Source organism: Propioniciclava coleopterorum (assembly GCF_011393335.1).
Lineage (GTDB): Bacteria > Actinomycetota > Actinomycetes > Propionibacteriales > Propionibacteriaceae > Propioniciclava > Propioniciclava coleopterorum.
In genome coordinates this window covers 3,337,835-3,358,338 of the sequence record NZ_CP049865.1, presented here as the reverse complement: position 1 = coordinate 3,358,338, position 20,504 = coordinate 3,337,835, and the positions used below count along the sequence as shown (strand labels likewise).

The window sequence follows — 20,504 nt, the reverse complement described above, 5'->3', positions numbered from 1 at the left end:
GCGCTGCCCGATGACGGCGCGGACCCGCAGGTCCCCGGTCATGCTCGCGCCGCCGCGCTGGTCCGGGTGAGCCACGTGGTGAGCGCCATCAGCGTCGCGGCCACGACGATCAGGACCAGCGCGAGCGCCAGCGCGGCGTCGGTGTCGGACTCGCGCAGCAGGTAGATCTCCAGCGGAAGCGTCCGCGTCCGGCCTTGCAGCGAGCCCGCGAACGTCAGCGTGGCGCCGAACTCACCCAACGCCCGGGCGAACGCCATGGTCGCGCCGCCGATGAGCGCCGGGGCCAGCAGCGGCAGGGTGACGCGGCGCAGCACCGTCGTGGGGCCGGCGCCGAGCTGGGAGGCGACCCGCTCCAGGCCGGGGTCGGTGCCGCGCAGCGCCGCCTCGACGCTCACCACGAAGTAGGGCATCGACACGAAGGTCTGCGCGATCACGACCGCCAGCGTCGTGAAGCCGATCTCGATGCCGAGCACGGAGAGGTGCTGGCCGACGACGCCGCGGCGTCCGAGCGTCACGAGCAGCGCCAGGCCAGCGACGACCGGCGGCAGCACCATGGGCAGGGCGGTCAGCGTCCGCAGCGCCACCGTCACTCTGCCGGTGCCGCGCGACAGCACCAGGGCCAGCGGCAGCCCCAGCAGCACCGAGGCGACCGTGGCCGCCAGGCAGGTGGCCAGGCTCAGTCCGAGGGCGTCCAGGGAGGCGGGGGCCGAGAGGAGCCGCGGTACCTCGGCCCACGGGATGCGTACCAGGACGCCTATGATCGGCACGCCGAGGAAGATCACGGCCAGCAGCGCCCCCGCCCGCACCCAGCGGGGGAGCGGGGGACGGATCACGGCTCGCCGAAGCCGTACGTGGCCAGGACGGCCCGCCCGTCGGCGCTGCGCACGTAGGCGGAGAACGCCTCGCCGCCCGCCGCGTTCCCGGCCCCGGTGACGACGGCGATCGGGTAGTCGTTCCTGGCCACGTCGGCGTTGGCGATCGGGAAGGCCTTCACCTTCGCGCCCGCACCCGCGGCGTCGGTGGTGTACACCAGTCCGGCGTCGGCCTCGCCCGAGGTGACCTTGCCCAGCACGTCGGTGACCTTGCTCTCCTCCGAGACGGGCTTGAGCGTCAGCCCGGACGCCTGCGCGAGCTTCGCGGTGGCGTTGCCGCACGGCACGGCCGGCGCGCAGATCACGAGCCGCTTGCCGTCCAGGGAGGCGTCGAAGCCGGTGATCCGGCCGGGGTTGTCCGGCGGAGTGACGACGGTGAGGACGTTGGTGGCGAAGGGCTGCGGGGGACCCACCAGCTCAGCTGCGACGGCCCGGTCCATGTTGGGCTGGTCGGCCGTGGCCAACACGTCGGCGCGGGCGCCGCCGTCCAACTGGTCGACCAGCGAGTTGGAGCCGTCGAACGAGAACGTCACCTTCGCCTCGGGGTGCTTCTTGACGAACTCGGCCGAGATGTCGCTGAAGGCGCCCTTGAGGGAGGCGGCCGCGAACACGGTGATCTCGCCGGAGACCGCGGCGGGGCCCGTTCCCGTGGGCGTGGCCGAGGGGACGGCGGGGGACGCGGCGCAGCCGCCCAGCACGGCGAGCGAGGCGAGGACGGCGCCGACGCGGCGGATGCGGAGCCTCACTGATCCAGCCGTTCGACGACCACGTTCGTGGCCTTGACCGACGCGGCGGCCACGACGCCGGGCGCGAGTCCGAGTTCCTGGACCGCCTCGGTGGACAGCAGGGACACCACGCGGAACGGGCCGCACTGCAGCTCGACCTGCGACATCACGGGATCCGAGGTCACCTTCGTCACCAGCCCGGCGAGGCGATTGCGTGCCGACATCCGCCGGTCCGGTGTCCCCGGAGCGGTGGCCCGCTCCTGGGCCAGGGCCGCCAGCGACACCCCGTCCACCACGCGGCGGCCCGCGGCATCGCTGGCCGCGTCGAGGCGGCCCTCGTCGATCCAGCGGCGAACGGTGTCGTCGCTGACTCCGAGGAGCTCCGCGGCGTCCCTGATCCGTATTTGCGTCATGATTCGAACCGTAGCACCGCATGTGCCCGTTCTCGAATCCGTCGCGGCCACTTTGTGTGTCGTCCCGGAAAACGCCGTCATGGGGCGCTAGCCTCGAGACGTGGAGGCCTCCTACCGCTGGAAGATCCAACCCCGGTTCTTCGTCGTGCTGGCCGTGCTCGCGGGGCTGATCGCGGTGATCTGGGGCGGGGCCGCGCTCGTGGGCGAGTTGAGCCGACCCAAGCCGCCCGAACTGCCGCGCGGCGGCCGGACGATCTTCCCGGAGTACCGGTTGTTCGGGTACTCGGGCTACCCGGGTCGACGGCGCTGGGGCGCCTCGGCACCGGCGACCTGGATGAACGGATGGCGGAGATCGAGCGGGCCGGCGCCGACTACGTGGGGGACCGCGAGCTCCTGCCCGTCATGGAGCTGATCGCCGTCACCGTGCATGCGACCCCGGCGCCGACGGCACCTACCGGACCCGCGCGTCCGACGACATCATCCAGCGCTGGCTCGACGCCGCCCGCCGGCACCGGGCGATCCTGCTGCTGAACATCCAGCCCGGCCGCGCAGCCTTCCTCGACGAGGTCAAGCACCTGGAGAAGTGGCTGGTCCACCCCGACGTCGGGCTCGCGCTCGACCCCGAGTGGGCGGTCGGCCCCGACCAGGTGCCGGGCAAGGTGTTCGGGCGCACCTCGGGCGCCGAACTGGACGCGATCTCCGCCTACGTCGGCGGCCTGGTGGCCGAGCACGACCTGCCCGAGAAGGTGCTGCTGTACCACCAGCTGCACGAGAACATCATCACCGACGAGGCGGGCATCGCCGCTCGTCCGGGCGTGGTCCTGGTCAAGTCGATCGACGGGATCGGGTCGCCCGAGGCCAAGACGGACACGTGGCGCCGGATCGTGGCCAGGACGCCGCCGGGGGTCCACCTCGGCTTCAAGCTGTTCTTCGAGGAGGACACCCGCAACGGCCGACGGTTAATGTCGCCGGCCGAGGTGATGGCGCTCACGCCCACGCCGGAGTACGTGCTGTTCGAGTGAGGCCTCAGCGCGCCGGGACCCGGTGGTACACCGCGGCCGCCTCGAAGATCACGTAGGTCCCCTCCGGCAACCCGGACGCCTCAGCGGGCACCGCCTCGATCTGCTCGTCGGCGGTGTAGGGGAACAGCGCGCGCGGCACGCCGGCGGCGGAGTTGAAGGACGACTCGAGCGTGATCCCGTCGGCGCACGCCGCCCGGAACGACGGCAGGTCGTCGATGCCGTAGGGCCTTCCCGAGTCGGTGCTGCCCCGCAGCCCGTAGTTCGCCCAGTACCGGGTGACCATGTCGACCTCGCGGGCCTCGGGGGCACAGCCCGCGGCGCGCACCCGTTCCACCGTGGCGGCGATCACCGCGGCGGTGTCGGCGCCGTCCGCGCGGGTCACGTCCGTGATCTGGCGGCGGCACAGCCAGTCGAACGGATCGTCGATCTTCCAGTTGTGCTGGCCCTGCCGGCACGCGTCGTACACGCCCCGGGTGAGCGACGGCCCCGCCTGGAGCCGCTGCATCAGCGCGTCGGTGTGGTCGGTCATGGCGGCCCGCGCCGTCACGGCCGGCGCGTCCCACGCGCCGGAGGGCCGCGGGCCCAGGCAGGCTGTCAGCGCCGGGGTGAGCGCGAGGGCGGCCAGCGCGGCGGCGGCTCGGAGGGGGCGTGCCATGTCGCGCACTCTACTGACGGCGTCCGGCGGCGCGACGGCCGCGGTTCAGCCCCGGGTCAGCGCGCGGTCCAGCACGGTCGGATCGGGGAGGTACGGCAGGTCGAGCCGGCGGAGGATGCCGGCCACCCGGTCGGTGGCGATGGCGCGCTCGGCGTCCACGTCCGTGGCGCGGGCGAGCCGCGCGGCCTTGGCGGCGCGGTCCGCGTCGCCGCGCGTCGTCTCGGGCAGGTGCGCCAGGCCGACCGTCTCGGCCGCCGCCCGGGCGGTGTCGAACGTCACCTCGACCATGCCCGCGCGTCGGAGCATCTCGGAGTCCGGGGTGGTGGCGTCCACGTCCTCCCACAGCACCAGCGCGGTCTCGAACTGCCGGGTCAGCGGCGCGTCGGGGTCGAACAGCGCGGCGTTCTCGATCCGGTAGACCAGGTCGCCGCGCAGCCGGCCGTAGGACTGCTTGACCGCCTCGACACGGGCGCGACACTGCTCGAGCCGGTTCTGCGGCGTGGGCACCCGGTCCAGGAGCGTGGGCAACCGCCAGAACTTCTCCCCGGCCCGGACACTGTCGGTGCTGACGTTCAGCCAGTCGACGGCCGGCAGCGCGATCGCCGACATGGGTGCGACGCCGAGCAGCGCGCACAGCGCCGCCAGGGAGAGCCCGGGATTGACCTCGCGGCTGCGGCGTCCACTCGAGCCGCCCCGGGTGGTGAGCGTCTCGACGAAGCGGGCGGACGAGGTCGCGGTCCGGGGCCGCAGCACCGAGCCGACGACGTGGTTGTCGCGGTCCGCCGCGGCCAGGAACGACGTGCCCTCCAGGGCGCCGATCGACGTGTCGAGCGGCAGGGTGTCCCAGGATCGATGGCTCATGACCACCAGACAATCACACCGGAGGGCCTCCTCGCGCACCCCGAGTCAGCGGTCGAGTTCGCGGCGGGCGGCGACCAGCGACGGCGTGCGGGGGTCGATCACCGGCAGGTAGTACAGGCTCAGGCCGGCGACGAGGCCGGCGGCCGCTTGTGCCGCCGCCTCCCGCTCGGCGTCGGCGCTGGCCAGGGCGGTGATGGCCGCCTTCACCGCGCGCCGGGCAGGCTCGCGGGCGGTCTGCGGCAGGTGATCCAGGCCGCGTTCTTCGGCGTGGGCGCGGGCTGCGGCGAAGGATTCCTCCACCTCGGTCGCCAACGCGGGCGCGTCGGGAGCGTCGGCGTCCCAGGTGACGAGAGCGATCTGGAATCGCTGCGTCTGAGGCACCGCAGCGTCGAAGAGCGCCGAGTTCTCGATCCGGTACACGATGTCGCTGAGCAACTCGCCGTAGGCGGCCTGCACGACGTCGACCCGTTCTGCGGGGGTGGGACCGGCGCCGGCCCGGGCCAGCAGCGCACCCTCGTCGACCCGGCTCACGGGCTCGCCGTCGGTGAGGACGCGGGGCCGCGGATCGCCCTCGCCGAGTTGCCGGGCGCCGAGGATGGCGCCCGTGGCGGCGGTGAGCAGGCCGCCGGCCATCAGCAGGAACTGCCCGATCGTGCGCTCCAGGGGGAAGGCCACCACGACCGCGAACAGTCCCGCCGCCATCAGCAGCGCGAAGCCGGCCGCCTTGACGCCGCGAGGCAGCGGTCGAGTGACCTCGGCGGGTGTGGCCCGGATCAGGTCGACCTCGGCCACCCCTGCACCGCGTAGCGCAGCGGCGTCGCGGCAGGCAGGACGCCGTCGGCCCCGTCCGGATCGAACAGGGCTCCCTGCCCGCTGGCCTCGGCACGCCGGGCGAGCACGTCGAGCAGGTCGGCCCGCAGCCGGCAGCGGCCGCCCGGCGCCGGCTCGACGAAGATCGCGAACCGGACGGGGACGCCCTTCCAGGTGGTGCCCTCCGCGAGCAGGGACGAGCCGGTGAGGTCGCCGAGCGGCGTGTCGGGATCGACGAGTCGCGCCACGTCAGCCGCCCAACTGGGCCACGACGGCCGCCTGGCCCCGACGACGTGCGTGCTCCAGCGCGGTGACGCCGTCCCGGTCCGCGATGCGGGGGTCGGCGCCGGCGCCGAGCAGCGCGGCGACCACGTCCTGGTGCGCGGGCCCGCCGTCGCCCAGGATCACGGCCTCCAGCAGCGCCGTCCACCCCAGGTCGTTGACGTGGTTCACGTCGATCCCTGCCGCGGCCACGCGCCGGACGTAGGCGGCGTGCCCCCGCTCGGACGCCGGGATGATCGAGACGCCACCGAAGCGGTTGGTCAGGCTCAGGTCGGGGTGGACCGGCAGCAGTACGTCGGCCATGGCGACGCTGCCGGTCACTCCGGTCACCAGCCAGGGCGTGTCGCGCCGGCCGTCGTAGACGTCGGGGTCGGCGCCGAGCGCCACCAGGACGCGTGCGGCCGCGACGTGGTCGCCGGCCGAGGCGAGCAGCAGGGGAGTGCGGCCGGCAGCGTCCCGGGTATCGAGGTGGGCGCCGGCGCGCAGCGCGACCGTCACGGCATCGGCGTCACCGCGACCGGCGGCATCGAGCAGGGCGGCGTCGGGATCGGTGGGCGTCGGCGCCGCGAGGATCGCCGCCAGCGCGGCGGCCTGGCGGTCGTGTCCGCGCTGCGCGGCCATCGCGGCGGGGGTGAGGCCCTCCTGCCCGAGGCGCGCGTCAGGTCGGCCCCGCCCGCCGCGAGGATCCGCACCGTGGCCACGTAGGCGTCGTCGTCGCGGCCCAACCAGATCGCCTCGTGGATCGCCTGGTAGCCGATCCGGTTGACGTGGTCGCGCGCGATCCCCGCCCGCAGCAGCCGCCCGGTCACCAGCCAGTGCCCGCGTTCGGCCGCGCGGATCAGGCCGGTGCCGTTCCAGGAGTCGAGGGCCGCCACGTCGGCGCCGTGGGAGAGGGTGAGCTCGAGCAGGTCCAGGTGTCCCTCGCTCGTCGCGATCAGGTAGGCGGACTGCTCGGTCGCGTCCTTCGCGTCGACGTCCGCGCCGGCCGCGATCAGGCGCGTCGCCGCGTCGACGTCGCCGGCCCACGCGGCGTCCCGCAGGCGTCCATCCGCCTCGGCGTCGGTCGACTCGGGGCGGGGCGACTCGGGGCCGGCTGCGTCGGTGCGGTGCGACCCGTCCTCGGCCGCCGGGCCAGGGGTGCACGCCGTCAGGACGGCGCCGGCGACGATCCCGACGAGGACGCCGAGGGCTGGCGCGGTGGGCATGGGGAGTCCTCCTCGGGGTGGCGTCTGGGCCGAAGCCTACCCAGGCCGACCAGGGGCCTTCGGCGGCCCCGATCGAGCGTCGGCGGATCGGGCGGGTACTCCAGCCGGAGACTCGCAGGAGTCCCGGCGGTGAGCCTCATGGCGCGAGTTCCAACCACAGGGGAGCGGCCCCGCGGGCGGCGCCTGCGTCCAGGGCCGAGGTCGAACGGCCCGCTGCGAAGCGTCTACCGCTGGAAGGGAGGGCCGTTCTCCGGGCCCCCCGGGGAATCTCGGCGGGAAAACATCCCACGATATCCCCCTTTTCGGGTTATTCCGGTCGCCGCGACGACCCATTCATCGATCCGGGGGACCCGATTGTTGAGTCGTGTGGGAATTACGTCCATGATGAGCCCGGGCGAGTGACAGGGAGGTCTCGTGACGACCAAGGTCGGCATTGTCGGATTGACGCTTTCGGTCGCCCTCGGACTCGTCGTGCTGGCGGGGCTGCCGTCCGTCATCGAGGCGGCCCGGCCGTCGCTCGCCGTGCCCGCCCCGTCGGTCTCGACGACCCCGCCGCCCACCGCCGCGCCCACTCCCGCACCGGTTACGACCGCCTCCGCCACGGGGACGCCGACGCCGACCCCGAAGAACTCGCCGACCACCGCAGACGCCACGGCAGCCCCTTCGACGCGGCCGGCTTCGCCGCGGGCGACCACGGCCTCGCGCACGCCGCGCGCGACGGCGGCCCGGACGACCAGCGCGCGACCGTCCCCGGCCGCCCCGGCGCGCACGTCTGCACGGGCGCCGCGGTTCGTGACCTCGATCACGCCGGTCACCGGCGGCGTCACCATCAGGGACGGGTGGAACGGCACCCGCGTCTACCTGATCCGCAAGGAGTTCGGCATCGATGCGCCCACGTCCAAGGGCGGAACCTACGACGCCGCGACCCGCGCGAAGGTGCTCGCATTCCAGCAGCAGCACGGCCTGCCGGCGACGGGCATCGTCGACAAGACGACGTGGAACGCGCTCGACACCGGGCACCCGTGGACGGCCGACGCGTACCAGGTCGCGCCGCGGCTTCCGCTCTCAGCGACGCCGGCCCAGCGCACCGCGACCATGATCGAGTACGCCCTCTCCCAGAAGGGGTCTCGCTACACGTGGGGCGGCGCAGGTCCCTACGAACTCGGGTTCGACTGCTCGGGCCTGGTCCTGCAGGCGATTTACGCGGCGGGCTACGACCCTCAGCCCATCTCGGTGGTGAAGCACGCCGAGCCGACCTATCGCACCTCCCAGCAGCTGTACGCGCACAGGAACTTCGCGAGCATCCCGCTCGAGCAGCGGCGGCGCGGCGACCTGATCTTCTTCGGGAGCAAGGCGGGCGTCGTCCATCACGTCGCGATCGACCTGGGCGACGGCACGATGATGGAGGCTTACGGGCCGACCGCCGGCGTGCGGCGCTACACGCCCCAGTACGGCTCCAGCTACGTCCTTCCCTACGTCAAGCGCGTGTTCGGATGATCGTCGCGGACGCTCAGCTGACCACGTTCATCACGAGGTTGATCGTCACGGCGATGATGCCGGTGCCGTACACGTAGCTGTAGAGGCAGTGCCGGAGGATCTCCGTGCGCAGGGCCGTCGAGGTGACGTTGGTGTCGGAGACCTGGTACGTCATGCCGAGGTTGAAGGAGAAGTAGTAGAAGTCCTTGTAGCACGGAGGTTCGCTGGTGTTGAAGTCGATGCCGCCGTCGGTGCCTCGGTAGTAGGCGCGGGCGTAGCGCGCCGTGTAGATCGAGTGCAGCATCATCCAGACCGAGGCGATCGCGGCCAGCGCGAGCCCCGCGTTGAGCACCTTGCTCGGCCCGCCGTTGAACAGCAGGATCCCGATCACCGTCAGGCTGCCCACCATGATGAGCAGGAGCGCGAAGTCGCCGAGTTCACCGCGCAGGTCCTCGACCTCGGCGCGTTCCTTGGTCTGGGCGGCGTCCATCGGCCACAGCAGTGCGAGCGTCCAGACGACCTGCACCAGCGCGGTGGCCAGCACCAGCACGAGCAGCCCCAGTTCCCAACGGGCGGTGAACAGCTAAGTCGTGGTGCCGATGGCGGCCCCGGCGAGCAGTCCCCACCAGAATCGGCGGGCTCCCAGATCGATGCGGCGGGCCATGGTCACAACTCCTTGGGGGAGGGGTCTCAGGGGCGTCGACCGGGGTGCGGACGACGGACGCAGTCTGTCACGCGTCCGGAAGGGGTGAACCCTGGCGCCGCGTGCGCGAGTGCGAAGTGTCGGAGGGCGGGCCTAGAGTGCCCAGATGACGACACCCTCGGATTGGCGCACCCTGAACCGGCTCGCGACGGCGTGGTTCGACACCGGCTCACTCACGCAGAGCGCGCTCCTGGCCGAGCGGATCCTCGCCCTGGCGCCCGACAGCCTGATCGACGTCCGCCCCACCGGGGTGCGGGTACGGGTGGCCGACCCGAGCCTTGTCGACGCCGTCTCCGGCGCGGCACGGGATCTCGGCCTGACAGCCGATCCCGCAGCGCTCCAGGAACTCGACGTCGTGATCGAGGCCACCGACCGCCCCGGCGTGGCCGGCTTCTGGGCCGCCGCCCTCGGCCGGCCTGCCGGCGAGGACGAACTGCGGGATCCGTGGCGCCGTGACCCCGCGCTGCTGGTGGCGGCCGCTGAGGAGGCGCGCCCGCTCCGCTCCCGGATCCATCTCGACGTCGTGCGTCCGGCGGAGGTCGTCGCCCGGGCGGGCCTCGGCGAGGGCTCCGGGCCCTACGGCGTCCGGCACGCCGACCCCGACGGCAACGAGGTCGACCTGGTGCCGGGGGATCCGCTGGACGCGCCGGGCACCGAGGACTGGCAGGCGGTCTTCAGCGCCGTCGCGTGCTACCGCGTCGAGACCGTGGCGCGGCAGACCGAGGTCGCTGCCGCGTCCGCCGCGTTGGCGCAGGAGGTCGGCTTCCCGTTGCTGATCGACCTGCGTCCGGGCTGGGTGATCCTCGACAGCGGCAAGGACCGCTGGGACGCCGACGCGCACGGCCTCGACCTGGAGTTCGGCGAACTGGCCGGGCGCCTGCAGTCCGCGGCGCGGGCCGGGGGAGCCGTGGCCGATCCGGAGGCTGCCCGCTTCGTCCAGGTGTTCCTCGACGCCGCGGACGTGGCGGCGGTGCGGGCGTTCTGGGTCGCGGCGCTCGGGTACGAGCACGATCGCCGGGAGGGTCTCACCGACATCGTCGACCCGCGGCGGCTCAACCCCGTGTTCGCGTTCCAGCGACTCGACACCGACGACACCGAGCGGCGCGGCCAGCGCAACCGCGTCCATGTGGTGCTGACGGTCCCCGCCGACACGCTGGCCGACCGCGTCGCCGCAGCGCTGGCGGCCGGGGGATCGCTCCTGTCGGAGGGGGAGGGGAGTGCCCACCTGGCCGATCCGGAGGGCAATGAACTGGTGCTGGCGAACGGCGCCTGAGCGCACCGCGTCCCGGACGCTCACTTTCCCGGTCGCCGGCGCGGGGGACAGGCCTTGCCAGAAAGCCTATTGCGCCTCGGACATGGCTATTTCGTCGAAAGGGCGACATTCCTTCTTCAGTGGTTGTCGAAACAATAAAACATTGTTTCCAAGCCTCGGCGTGGATCACTCAGGGAGTTCGTAGGCGAGGTCGTAGTGGTGGACGCCGTCCGCGTCGACGGTCAGGGTGAAGACGCCGCCGATACCCGCGAAGTCGCCGGTGCCGGACCCCGGCGCGACGATGTAGTCGAGGGTCGACTCGCCGCCACGCATCTTGCCGAACTGTTGGAGGGCGAAAGTCCCGGAGCGGCCGTCGTGCTCGACCTGCAGGACTTCGAGCGCCACGTAGCCCGCGTTCCCGCTGGTCGGATCGCCGACGGCCAGCATGACGCCTTCCGCCGTGCCGCTGAGATCGCCGTGGAAGTTCTTGGAGAGGTCGAACCGGCCGATGCGGCCGTCGGCCACCGGCTCGGTGGGTCGCATGTCGATGTCGAAGGTGCCCTGGGCGTGAGTGGTGGTCATGACACCATGCTGGCACCGCCGGATGTGGAACGACTTGAAGGAACGCGCCAACAGAGGGCTGACGACGCTGCACCCGAAGCGGAGTGGAGGGCTGAGAAGTGGCTTCGAGCGCGCCTCCGTCCACCGCACATCCTTGTCCGATAATATGCATTATGACATTACGCACGCCAAAGAGTCTCCCCCTGGCAGACGTCGGCCACTGAAGCGACGAGCATCACTCCCCGACTCTGCGAACGATCCCTGGCGACGAGGACCGCGATGGTGCTGCCGGAGGCCTCGGTCGCCCTGGCTGGCCTTCGGCGTTGCGGCCAACTCCGCATCGACGTCGTCGAGTGATCGCCCCTGACCAAACTCCGTGCGCACGACGCCGGCGCCAGTCCTGCCAGTTTCCATCCAGGTAGCCCGGTTGGTCGTGAACGCCTTCCCGCGAGCCTGGACCACGTGCAGTTGCCCCCGTTCAGTGCAGTTGCCCACCTAGGGACGAGGCCGGTGGGCTCATCGGGGGCGCGCTCCCCCGCTGACGCGACCGCGCCGACGCACGATGCCGATCATCCCTGCACGCCCGAGACTCGCCCCCACGGTCACCCGGGCGCGACGAGGGACGCGATGATGATCACCACGATCAGGACGCCCTGGACCGCGAGGACCGTCCAGGCGCTGCGCACCGCCGGGCGTCCGAGCCGCGAGCCCACGCGCCAGAGCAGCACGACCACGAGCACGACCCAGATCAGGGCGGCCCCCCAGGTGACGGTCAGGATCTCGGTGAGGTACGCGAGCCCCTGGGTCACGTCGACGTCGGCCGGGTTGATGAGCTTGATGATCGCGGTGAACACGTAGCCGAGCGCCACTGGGAGCAGGAACGCGCTGGCGGCCAACGCGGTGGCGCGGCGCGCGGCGGAGTCGGTCGGCTCGGGCGGGGGCGCTCCCTGAGTCTGCATCTCAGCATCGTGGACGCCGTTGTGCGGGCCGTCAAGGCTGCGACTACGGCCGTCAGCCGTGGACGCCGTGCGGCGTCCTCCCTCGGGCGCGCCCTTCCCATCGGGCGGCGTCCGACCCTGGCGCCCCCTCCCACCGGTGCGGCGCCCGCCCCGGCGCGTCCCTCCAACCGGCGCGCTCCTGGCCCGCCGGAACCCCCTCCGAGCGGCCCCTGCTGCAGCGCCCCGGTCGCATGCCGCCCCGCGCCCGGGCGACCCCGCCGGGATTCGCCGGATTCTGTCGGTGGGCGGCGCTATCGTGACGACGAACCCTGATCCCTCGCGTGGAAGGCTCCATGACCCTCGACGATCCCGTCGGCCTCGTCGCCGGCACCAGCGACTCGACGCCCCTGAAGTTCAGCGTGGCCGTCGGCCCGGACGCCTACCTGCAACTCGACGACGTGGTCACCACCGAGCGCGACGTCCCCGGTGTCGGGCCGGTGCGCACGTCCGGTGTGGTCACGCAGGTGGTCGCCCGCCACGAGGGGGCCAGCTACGGGTCCGACGCCTTCCTGATCGCCGACGGGGTCCTGCCCGCCCACACCCAGGAGGTCGCCGAGGTCACCACGACGCGGGTCGACCCCGAGGTGTACGTGCCGCCGCTGCCCAGCACGATCGCGCGCCGGGCGACCGGGGCCGTCCGGGACCGCGCACTCTACTTCGACACGATGGACAAGAAGGTCGTCGTCGGGCTCGGACGCGACGGGGAGCCCGTCTACATCAACCTGGACTTCCTCGACGGCACCCGGGGCGCGCACGTGTCCATCTCCGGCATCTCGGGTGTCGCGACCAAGACCAGCTTCGCGCTGTTCCTGCTCCACTCACTGTTCTCCTCGGGCGTGCTCGGCGACCGGGCGCTGGTCGCCAAGGCGCTGATCTTCGCGGTCAAGGGCGAGGACCTGATGTTCCTCGACAAGGCCAACGCGCGACTCGACGACCCGTTGCGGGCCGCCTACGCGCGACTGGGGCTGCCGGCCGCCCCATTCGACTCGGTGCGCTTCTTCGCTCCCCCGACCCCGGGCGACCTGACGGGGCGCCCGCACGTCGCCGGGCGCACCAGCGGCGTGGACGCCTTCTGGTGGACGCTGGCGGAGTTCTGCCAACAGGAACTGCTCCCCTACGTGTTCGCCGACGCCGAGGACGACCGCAACCAGTACACCCTCGTCATCCACCAGGTCGCCGCCCGGCTGCGCCGCGAGGCCCAGCCCGCGGGGACCGACGGCGCGGTGACCATCGAGGGCCGGCAGCTCCGCACCTACGACCAGCTCGTCGACTTCATCGTCGACCGGCTCTCCGACGACGCCACCCGCCCCGACTGGGCGGGGGCGGCCACGACGATGGGGTCGGTCAACGCGTTCATCCGCCGGCTGCGCTCCTCGCTCAAGCCCCTCGGACGCCTCCTCCGCGGCGACCTGGCCGGCCACGAGGCGAAGCGCCGCGTCTCCACCGGCAACAGCCGCGTCACCGTCGTCGACCTGCACAACCTCCCCGAGCGCGCCCAGCGGTTCGTCGTGGGCGTCGTCCTGCGCGCCGAGACCGAGGCCAAGGAGCGCGCCGGCGCGGGCGGGCTGCTGTTCACCATGCTGGACGAGCTCAACAAGCACGCCCCCGCGAGGGCAACTCCCCCATCAAGGAGGTGCTGCTCGACATCGCCGAGCGCGGCCGGTCCCTGGGGATCATCCTCATCGGCGCGCAGCAGACGGCGTCCGAGGTGGAGCGGCGGATCGTGTCCAACTCCTCGATCCGGATCGTCGGACGCCTCGACCCGGCCGAGGCGGGACGCCCCGAGTACGGCTTCCTGCCGACCTCGCAGCGCCAGCGCGCCACCCTGGCCAAGCCCGGCGCCATGTTCGTGTCGCAGCCCGAACTCCCCGTACCGCTGGCCGTGGAGTTCCCGTTCCCGGCGTGGGCGACCCGACAGTCCGAAACCGCGCCCGAGGCGTCCGGGGCCTCGAACATCATGTCGCGCATGGCGCGCGACGCCGACCCCGCCCCCTTCTGAGCCGACCCGCCCCCTACTGAGTAAGTCCCATCGTTCGACAAGGAGAGCAGTGAAGCTCCTGCACACCGCCGACTGGCACGTCGGCAAGACCCTGAAGGGCCGCAGCCGCCTCGACGAGCAGCGCGCCGTCCTGGCCGAGATCATCGACGTCGCCCTGCGCGAGCAGGTGGACGCCGTCCTCCTCGCCGGGGACCTGTACGACACCGCGGCACCGAGCGCCGAGGCGCAGCGCCTGGTGAACGGGGCGCTGCTCAAGCTCGCCACGTCCGGCATCGAGGTCGTCGTCATCGCGGGCAACCACGACCACGCGCGCACCTTCGAGGCGCTGCGGCAGCTCATGGCCGCCGCCGGGATCAGCTACACCGGCCAGATCCGGGCCGCGGTCGACGGCGGCGTGCACCGCTTCACGGCCCGCTCCACCGGCGAGGAGGCCGTCGTGGCGCTCGTGCCGTTCGTCTCCCGCCGGCACATCGTGGGCACCGAGGAGATCGTCACCGGCACCCCGTCGGAGAACGCCGGACGCTACGAGCAGTCGGTCCGCGACATCATCGCGACGCTGGCCGGGTCGTTCGGCACCGACACCGTCAACATCGTCATGGCGCACCTCACCTGCACCGGCGGCGTGATGGGTGGCGGCGAGCGCGAGGCCCAGTCGATCTTCGAGTACCACGTGTCGGCGCAGTCCTTCCCGCACACCGCGCACTACGTCGCGCTCGGGCACCTGCACCGGCGCCAGCAGATCCCCGCGCCCGCGCCCGTGCACTACTCCGGCGCTCCCCTGGCCGTCGACTTCGGCGAGCAGGAGAACACCCCGGTGGTCTGCCTCGTCGAGGCGAGCCCGCACGCCCCCGCCCGGGTCACCGACGTCCCCATCACGGCGGGCAAGCGGCTGCGCACCGTCTCGGGCACGGTCGCGCACCTGCGCGCCACGGCCGCCGAGTACGGCGACGACTACCTGCGCGTCGTCGTCGAGGAGCCCACCCGCGCCGGGCTGCGCGACGAGGTCCTCGACCTGCTGCCCAACGCGCTCGAGGTCCGCATCCACCCCGACTTCACCCAGGAGCGCCCCCGCCACTCCGCCCAGAACACCAGCCGCTCCCCGCGGGAGCTGTTCGCCGCCTACTGCCAGGAGGTGGGCATCGACGATCCCCGTCTGGACGCCCTGTTCTCCGACCTGCTCGACGAGACGACGGAGGTCCACTGATGCGCCCGGTCCGCCTGGAGATGAACGGCTTCGCGTCGTTCCGCACCGCCACCACCGTCGACTTCGAGGGTGCGGACTACTTCGCGCTCGTCGGCCCCACCGGCGCCGGCAAGTCGACCGTGATCGACGCCATGGTGTTCGCGCTGTACGGCACGGCACCTCGCTGGGATCGGGCCGCGTCGGTCCAGTACGCCCTTGCGCCCACCGTCAACAGCGGCACCGTCCGCTTCGTGTTCGACGTCGGCGGCGAGCGCTATCAGGTCGCCCGCGAGGTGCGGCGCGTCGGGGGGAAGCCGCTGCAGAAGTCGGCCACCCTGGAGCGGTTCGACGACCCCACGAGCGCCACGGCCGACAGCGACCACGTGCAGCCGCTGGCCACCGAGGTGCGCGAGGTGACCCCTGCCGTGCAGGAGCTGCTGGGGCTGAGCTTCGAGGACTTCACCAAGGCCGTCGTCCTGCCGCAGGGCCGGTTCGCCGAGTTCCTGAACGCCACCAGCCGCGAGCGGCAGGACATCCTGCTCAAGCTGCTGGGCGCCTTCCAGTACGACGCCATCGGGCGCGCCGCCGGCGCGCGCCGCAGCCAGGCCGACGCCGAGCTGGCCACCGCCGACGCCCGGATCGACGATCTCTCCGACGCCACCCCCGAGGCTGCCGAGCGGGCGGCCGCACGCCTGGCCGACCTGCAGGCGCTCGGCACGCTCACCGAGGGGCTGCGGCGCGACCTGGACGCGGCGCGCGACCGCTCCCGGACTGCCGCCGACGCCCTGACCGCCGCCCAGCACACCGTCGCCCGGCTCGATGCCGTCACGATCCCCGACGGCGTGGCCGACCTGGCGGAGCGCTCCGCCGCCGCACGGGCGGAGGCCGAGCGGCTCGCCGCCGCCGCGGCCGACGCCGAGGACGCCTTCACCGCTGCCCGTGAGGCCCTCGAGGCCGCCGGCACCCGGTCGGTGCTGGAGCGCCGCCGGGAGCAATGGACCGAGCACGCCGAACTGGACGCGGCGCTGCCCGCCCTGGCCGAGGCAACCGTCCGGGTCCGCGACGAGGAGGCGTCGGCCCGGGAGTCGCTGGCCTCCGCAGAGATCGCCCACACCGAGGCCGTCGCGGCCCGGTTCACCGCGGAGCGCACCGACGCCGACGCCGAGGCGGCCCTGACGGGCCTGCTCGGCCGCCGCACCACCGTCGCCGCGCTGACCCCGCCCGACGGGCTCGACGACCTGGCCGCGCGCCTGGACGCCGCCGCCGCGGAGGTCGAGGGCGCCACGCGGGCGCACGCCGAGGCCGAGGCGGCCGACGAGCTGGCCCGGAGCGCCCTGCGGGCGGCCGGTGACCGCGACGCGTTCGCAGCCGAGGAACGGCGCTACGGCGAGGCGCTCGAACTGGCGGCCACGGCCGCGGGGCTGGAGCGCGACCACGAGACGGCCCGCGCCGCGCTCGACCGGGCACGCGAGGACGCTGAGACGGCCGACGCCGACCTGGAGCGCGCGCGTGTCCGGGCGGACGCCGCCCTCGAGGTGGCGACCGCCGCGGGCCTGCGCGGGCACCTGCGCGTCGGCGACGCGTGTCCGGTCTGCACCGCGACCGTCGCGACGCTCCCCTCCCCCCTCGACTCCTCCGAGGCGGACGCGGCCCGCTCCGCTCTCCGGGACGCCGAGGCCGCCGCCCGCAGCGCCCGCGACGCCGCGACCCGCGCGGAGTCCGAGGTCAGGGGGCACGCCCGCGCCGTCACGCAGGCGCGGGAGCAGCTGGCCACCCTGCTGCCCGACGGCGGCGACCCGGCCGCGCTGCGCGAGGCCGCGGCGACCGCGCTGGCCAGGGCCAACGAGGCCCGCGCCGCCGCCGACCTGGCCGACGCCGAGCGCCTCGCCCGCCGCGACGCGCTCGCGGGCGCGACCCGGGCCGCCGGCGCCCTCGATTCCGAGCGGCACGCCGCCCTCGCAGGCCTGCGTTCGGCGCGCGCCGGGGTCGCCCCGCTGGGGGCACCCGACACCGACGCCCTGCCGCTGCACGAGGCGTGGCGGCAGCTCGCCGGCTGGGCCGCCACCGAGGTCGCGCGGCTCGACGACGACGCCCTGCCCGACGCGCGGTCGGCACGGGACGCCGCGGCCGACGCCCTAGCAGCCGCCGGGGCCACGCTCGAACGAGCAGCCGCCGAACGGCAGCGCGCCGCGGACGCCGTGCGCGTGGCCGGGGCGGCGTCCGTGCGCGCCGAGGACACCCTCGCGCGTGCCCGGGCCCGCCGCGACGAGCTCGCCTCCGCCCTCGACGGCGCGCCCGACGCGGAGCAGACGGCCCAGGACCTCGACCTGCTGACCGGGCTGGAGGAACGCGAGCGGGTGACGCTCACCGCGCGGACCGATGCCGGTCGCGCCCGGGACGCCGCCCTGGCCAGCCAGGCAGCGCTGGGCCGGGAGGTGACAGCAGCCGGCGCGCTGCTCCGCGAGACGCGCGAGCCCCTCATCCCGCTCGGCGCGCCCGCCGTGGACCCCTCGGACCTGCCGGCCGCCTGGGCCGCCCTGGCGGCGTGGGCGCACGACACCCGCGCGGACGCCGCGGAGTCGCTGCAGCGTGCCCGCGACGCCGTCGTCGCGGCCGACGAGGGCGTCGCCGCGGCGGATCTCGCCCTGCTGGACGCGGCCCTCACCCGCGGCGTCGAGGTGACGGCGTCCGGCGAGGTCGCTTCCGCCGTGGCCGCGCAGCAGGCCCTAGCGCACGATCTGCACCGCAGGATCGTGGACGACCTCGACAAGCTCGTGACGCTGCGCGCCGCCCGGGCCGACACCGAGGCGCGCCGCCAGGTCGCCGATCTGCTCGCCCAGCACATGAACGCACGGAAGTTCCAGCGCTGGCTCGCCGGCGCCGCCCTGGACGTCCTGGTCGAGTCGGCGTCGTCCTCGCTGCTGGAGCTCTCCGGCGGCCAGTTCACGCTGGGGCACGACAACGGCGAGTTTCACGTCGTCGACCACACCGACGCCGAGGCGCGACGCTCGGTCCGCACGCTGTCCGGCGGCGAGACGTTCCAGGCCAGCCTGGCGCTCGCCCTGGCGCTGTCGGCCGAACTCGGGTCGATGTCGTCGAAGGCCGGCCGGCTGGAGTCGATCTTCCTCGACGAGGGCTTCGGCTCCCTGGATCCCGACAGCCTGGAGGTCGTCGCCCTCACGCTGGAGCGGCTGGCCCAGGGCGACCGCCTGGTGGGGGTCGTCACCCACGTGCAGGGGCTCGCCGAGCGGATCCCGACCCGGTTCAACGTGTCGCGCAGTTCCCGGTCCTCGACCGTCGTGCGGGAGGGCTGATGCGCTTCTCCGTCGACGGCTGGGCGCCCGATTACGGCTCCAGCGTCCAGGAAGCCGAGGAGCTGGCGCAGTCGGTGGCCCAGCTCGACCCGGCCGTCGAGGTCCCGCCGGAGCGCTGGGGGCCCGTCGCGCCGGCGGGCGCGCGGGTGCCGGGCACCCTGCTCTTCGTCGACGGGATCCGCCGCGAGGAGGCGCGGCTGTGGATCAGCCCCGACGGCGGGCCGGACGCCGAGCCCGCGCTCTGCGCCTCCTACGCCGCCGGGATCGTCCGCTCCACCGCCGAGGGGGCGAGCGTCGAGATGGCCGAGGTCCGCCGCGCGCTGCTGACCACCGCCGACGAGGCCGAGGACATCCCGACCAGGTTCGGTACCTGGGCCGCCGTGCACGCCAAGCCCGACCCCGGCAAGCAGATCTTCGACGTGCTGTCGCTGGCCCTGCAGCAGAAGCTGGGCGAGCTGGAGATCATCTGCGCGGCGAACGCCCGCGCCCGATCGGGCGACGACACCGACGACCTGCTCGTCATCGACGGCCCCCTGCTGGGCCGCACGAAGGTCCCGCGCGCGATAGGCCTGGTGAAGTCGCACCACACCACCTACCTGCCGCCCGAGCTGAACCACGTCGTGTCGGCGCTGGAGCCCGGCGAGCGCACCCCGGTGTTCCTGCTCGGCACGACGTGGGAGCGCTACACCTGGTACCTCCGGCTGCCGGGCGGGGCGGCCACGCCGCGCTCGGGCGTGGTCCGGATCGAGTGCTCCCCCGACCTGCCTCGCGAGGAGGCCGTCGCCCTGGCGTCCCTGTCGCAGGCCGTGCTGCCCCGGTACGCCAGCGAGCCGTTCCGCGAACCCCGCGCCCCGCAGAACCTGTACCCGATCAGCGGGCTGGAGCGGACGCTGCGCCACCGGCTGGGCGACCAGGCGCTGCTCCGTCGCGGGCTGTTCGCCGCGACCCGCTGACCCGGGTCCAGTAGGGTGCCCCCGTGACCAGCAGCGACCGCCCAGACGACCAGTCCGCCCCCGCACCCGAGCGCACGCTCACCGAGAAGCTCCTGGGCCTGGTCATCGCCGCGGGCATCCTGCTGGCGGGGATCGCGCTGCTGGGCCTGATGCTCACCACCGACCAGAACATGATCGGCATCGTCGTCGCCGTCCTCCTCATGGTGATGGGCGTCCGCCAGCTCATCAAGGCGATCCGCACCTGGCGTCCTCGCGCCTGACCGGTTGGGGCCCCAGCGCGCCCCGGCTACCGTGGCGGACATGGCCATCCGAGTCCTCGACACCGCCACCGCCACCCGCACCATCCTGCAGGCGCCCCCCGCCGACCGCCCCGATCTTCTGCGCGGCATGCGCGCTCCGCTGGCGGGCGCGTACCGGTTCGTCCCGGGCGGCGTCGATCAGGCGCAGATCCACAGCGGCGGGTTCGGCTTCCCGCTCGATCGCGACGAGGACCTCTCCCTTGCCGCTCTGGAGACCTTCGAGGCGGCCGACGCATGGTCGCGGCTCGAGCAGGGGCTGACGGAGGCGTCCCGCGCCCTGGAGGCCGCCAACCCGGGGCTCAGCGTCCCGGACGTCACGGTGCTGCTCACGGTCGGGGACGGCGCCGACCCCCACTTCCGCGACGAAGTGCTCGGGCTGGCCGCGTTCGGCGGCATCACCGGCTTCATCGAACTGACCCTGCTCCCGACGCCGCGGAACCTGGAGCGCCTCGAGGCGCTGGCCGCCCACGAGCTCCACCACAACGTGCGCTACGCGCCCGGCGGCGTCGTATGGAACCCGGTGACCGTGACGGTGGCCGAGCAGGTGGTCGCGGAGGGCCTGGCCGACGCGTTCGCCCGCGAACTGCACGGCGACGCCGGCTACACCCCATTCGCGCTCCCCCACCTCGACGACGATGTCCTGCTGGACCGGGTGTGGGCCGGACTGGACATCGCCGGCATGCAGAACCTGATGCCCTGGGTGCTCGGGGACGCCTCGGCCGCCCGCTTCGGCGCCGCCCCGGTGGGGCTGCCGACCGGCGCCGGCTACGCGGCGGGGAACCGGATCGCTGACGCCTACCTCGCCGTCTCCGGCGCCACCGCGGCCGGCAGCGTGCGGGCCGACGCCCAGGATGTGGTGAACGCGGCGGCGGCGTCCCTGCGGACCGCGTGAATCGCTAGGGTCGAGGAAAGCCTCGATCC

Annotated in this window: 22 protein-coding genes; 9 read left to right on the top strand and 13 right to left on the bottom strand. The window is 73.6% G+C overall.

Features of this window, described 5'->3' with window-relative positions; genetic code table 11:
• Positions 1-38: 38 nt before the first annotated feature.
• Genes G7070_RS15940 through G7070_RS15930 form a run of 3 tightly spaced genes read right to left on the bottom strand, consistent with a single transcriptional unit; the run spans position 39 to position 2,010 of the window.
• Positions 39-833, bottom strand: coding sequence for an ABC transporter permease (locus G7070_RS15940; RefSeq protein ID WP_166234554.1), 795 nt, complete (start codon positions 831-833; stop codon positions 39-41).
• A complete protein-coding gene (gene modA, locus G7070_RS15935; protein ID WP_246227166.1) occupies positions 830-1,618 on the bottom strand; it encodes a molybdate ABC transporter substrate-binding protein in 789 nt (262 codons plus the stop codon). Before modA ends, G7070_RS15940 begins: the two co-directional genes overlap by 4 nt.
• Positions 1,615-2,010, bottom strand: coding sequence for a TOBE domain-containing protein (locus G7070_RS15930; RefSeq protein ID WP_166234553.1), 396 nt, complete (start codon positions 2,008-2,010; stop codon positions 1,615-1,617). Before G7070_RS15930 ends, modA begins: the two co-directional genes overlap by 4 nt.
• Before the next feature lie 100 nt (positions 2,011-2,110).
• Here G7070_RS15930 and G7070_RS18095 point away from each other — a divergent pair, with 100 nt between their 5' ends.
• Together G7070_RS18095 and G7070_RS18090 are read left to right on the top strand one after the other, a co-directional pair.
• Positions 2,111-2,422: a hypothetical protein gene (locus G7070_RS18095; protein ID WP_206079835.1), complete on the top strand. Its 312-nt coding sequence runs from the start codon at positions 2,111-2,113 to the stop codon at positions 2,420-2,422.
• 247 nt (positions 2,423-2,669) lie between these two features.
• Complete coding sequence (locus G7070_RS18090; RefSeq protein ID WP_206079834.1) at positions 2,670-3,032, top strand: hypothetical protein; 363 nt, start codon at positions 2,670-2,672, stop codon at positions 3,030-3,032.
• Positions 3,033-3,036: 4 nt separating this feature from the next.
• Here G7070_RS18090 and G7070_RS15920 read toward each other — a convergent pair whose 3' ends face one another.
• The 7 genes from G7070_RS15920 to G7070_RS15890 all read right to left on the bottom strand — a co-directional run bounded on the left by G7070_RS15920 (position 3,037) and on the right by G7070_RS15890 (position 7,660).
• Positions 3,037-3,687, bottom strand: a complete 651-nt coding sequence (locus G7070_RS15920) for a hypothetical protein (protein ID WP_166234552.1) — start codon at positions 3,685-3,687, stop codon at positions 3,037-3,039.
• A gap of 45 nt (positions 3,688-3,732) precedes the next feature.
• Positions 3,733-4,548 carry a hypothetical protein gene (locus G7070_RS15915; RefSeq protein WP_166234551.1) on the bottom strand — a complete coding sequence of 272 codons (816 nt, stop codon included), beginning with the start codon at positions 4,546-4,548 and terminating at the stop codon, positions 3,733-3,735.
• 45 nt (positions 4,549-4,593) lie between these two features.
• Positions 4,594-5,340: a hypothetical protein gene (locus G7070_RS15910; RefSeq protein WP_166234550.1), complete on the bottom strand. Its 747-nt coding sequence runs from the start codon at positions 5,338-5,340 to the stop codon at positions 4,594-4,596.
• Positions 5,322-5,606, bottom strand: a complete 285-nt coding sequence (locus G7070_RS15905; protein WP_166234549.1) for a hypothetical protein — start codon at positions 5,604-5,606, stop codon at positions 5,322-5,324. The genes G7070_RS15910 and G7070_RS15905 overlap by 19 nt, the downstream gene beginning before the upstream one ends.
• Position 5,607: 1 nt before the next feature.
• Positions 5,608-6,138 (bottom strand): ankyrin repeat domain-containing protein, encoded by a 531-nt coding sequence (locus G7070_RS19065; RefSeq protein WP_246227165.1) that lies wholly within the window; start codon positions 6,136-6,138, stop codon positions 5,608-5,610.
• Entirely contained in the window at positions 6,135-6,845 is a 711-nt protein-coding gene (locus G7070_RS19060; RefSeq protein ID WP_166234548.1) for an ankyrin repeat domain-containing protein, read from the bottom strand. Before G7070_RS19060 ends, G7070_RS19065 begins: the two co-directional genes overlap by 4 nt.
• Before the next feature lie 224 nt (positions 6,846-7,069).
• Positions 7,070-7,660 (bottom strand): hypothetical protein, encoded by a 591-nt coding sequence (locus G7070_RS15890; RefSeq protein ID WP_166234547.1) that lies wholly within the window; start codon positions 7,658-7,660, stop codon positions 7,070-7,072.
• Between G7070_RS15890 and G7070_RS15885 the strand changes: the two genes are divergently transcribed.
• Complete coding sequence (locus G7070_RS15885; RefSeq protein ID WP_166234546.1) at positions 7,638-8,342, top strand: C40 family peptidase; 705 nt, start codon at positions 7,638-7,640, stop codon at positions 8,340-8,342. The two genes, G7070_RS15890 and G7070_RS15885, sit on opposite strands and share 23 nt — an antisense overlap.
• A gap of 13 nt (positions 8,343-8,355) precedes the next feature.
• Here G7070_RS15885 and G7070_RS15880 read toward each other — a convergent pair whose 3' ends face one another.
• A complete protein-coding gene (locus tag G7070_RS15880; protein WP_431977959.1) occupies positions 8,356-8,877 on the bottom strand; it encodes a DUF1345 domain-containing protein in 522 nt (173 codons plus the stop codon).
• Positions 8,878-9,130: 253 nt separating this feature from the next.
• Here G7070_RS15880 and G7070_RS15875 point away from each other — a divergent pair, with 253 nt between their 5' ends.
• Positions 9,131-10,297 carry a VOC family protein gene (locus G7070_RS15875; RefSeq protein WP_166234545.1) on the top strand — a complete coding sequence of 389 codons (1,167 nt, stop codon included), beginning with the start codon at positions 9,131-9,133 and terminating at the stop codon, positions 10,295-10,297.
• A 165-nt stretch (positions 10,298-10,462) separates the two neighbouring features.
• Here G7070_RS15875 and G7070_RS15870 read toward each other — a convergent pair whose 3' ends face one another.
• Positions 10,463-10,858 (bottom strand): DUF3224 domain-containing protein, encoded by a 396-nt coding sequence (locus G7070_RS15870; protein ID WP_166234544.1) that lies wholly within the window; start codon positions 10,856-10,858, stop codon positions 10,463-10,465.
• 581 nt (positions 10,859-11,439) lie between these two features.
• The gene (locus G7070_RS15865) at positions 11,440-11,796 is read right to left on the bottom strand and encodes a hypothetical protein (protein ID WP_166234543.1); all 357 of its coding nucleotides are present in this window, start codon (positions 11,794-11,796) and stop codon (positions 11,440-11,442) included.
• A 332-nt stretch (positions 11,797-12,128) separates the two neighbouring features.
• On the opposite strand from G7070_RS15865, the gene G7070_RS19055 reads away from it, so the two are divergent.
• From G7070_RS19055 to G7070_RS15835, 5 genes are read left to right on the top strand one after another with little or no spacing between them, the layout of a single operon-like run.
• Positions 12,129-15,038: an exonuclease SbcCD subunit D gene (locus G7070_RS19055; RefSeq protein WP_246227164.1), complete on the top strand. Its 2,910-nt coding sequence runs from the start codon at positions 12,129-12,131 to the stop codon at positions 15,036-15,038.
• Positions 15,038-18,331, top strand: coding sequence for an AAA family ATPase (locus G7070_RS15850; protein WP_166234541.1), 3,294 nt, complete (start codon positions 15,038-15,040; stop codon positions 18,329-18,331). Before G7070_RS19055 ends, G7070_RS15850 begins: the two co-directional genes overlap by 1 nt.
• The gene (locus G7070_RS15845; RefSeq protein ID WP_166234540.1) at positions 18,331-19,284 is read left to right on the top strand and encodes a DNA double-strand break repair nuclease NurA; all 954 of its coding nucleotides are present in this window, start codon (positions 18,331-18,333) and stop codon (positions 19,282-19,284) included. Before G7070_RS15850 ends, G7070_RS15845 begins: the two co-directional genes overlap by 1 nt.
• 23 nt (positions 19,285-19,307) lie before the next feature.
• Positions 19,308-19,544 carry a hypothetical protein gene (locus G7070_RS15840; protein WP_166234539.1) on the top strand — a complete coding sequence of 79 codons (237 nt, stop codon included), beginning with the start codon at positions 19,308-19,310 and terminating at the stop codon, positions 19,542-19,544.
• A gap of 40 nt (positions 19,545-19,584) precedes the next feature.
• On the top strand, positions 19,585-20,475 hold the full coding sequence (locus G7070_RS15835) for a DUF2268 domain-containing putative Zn-dependent protease (protein ID WP_166234538.1): 891 nt from the start codon (positions 19,585-19,587) through the stop codon (positions 20,473-20,475).
• The last annotated feature ends 29 nt before the right edge of the window (positions 20,476-20,504 follow it).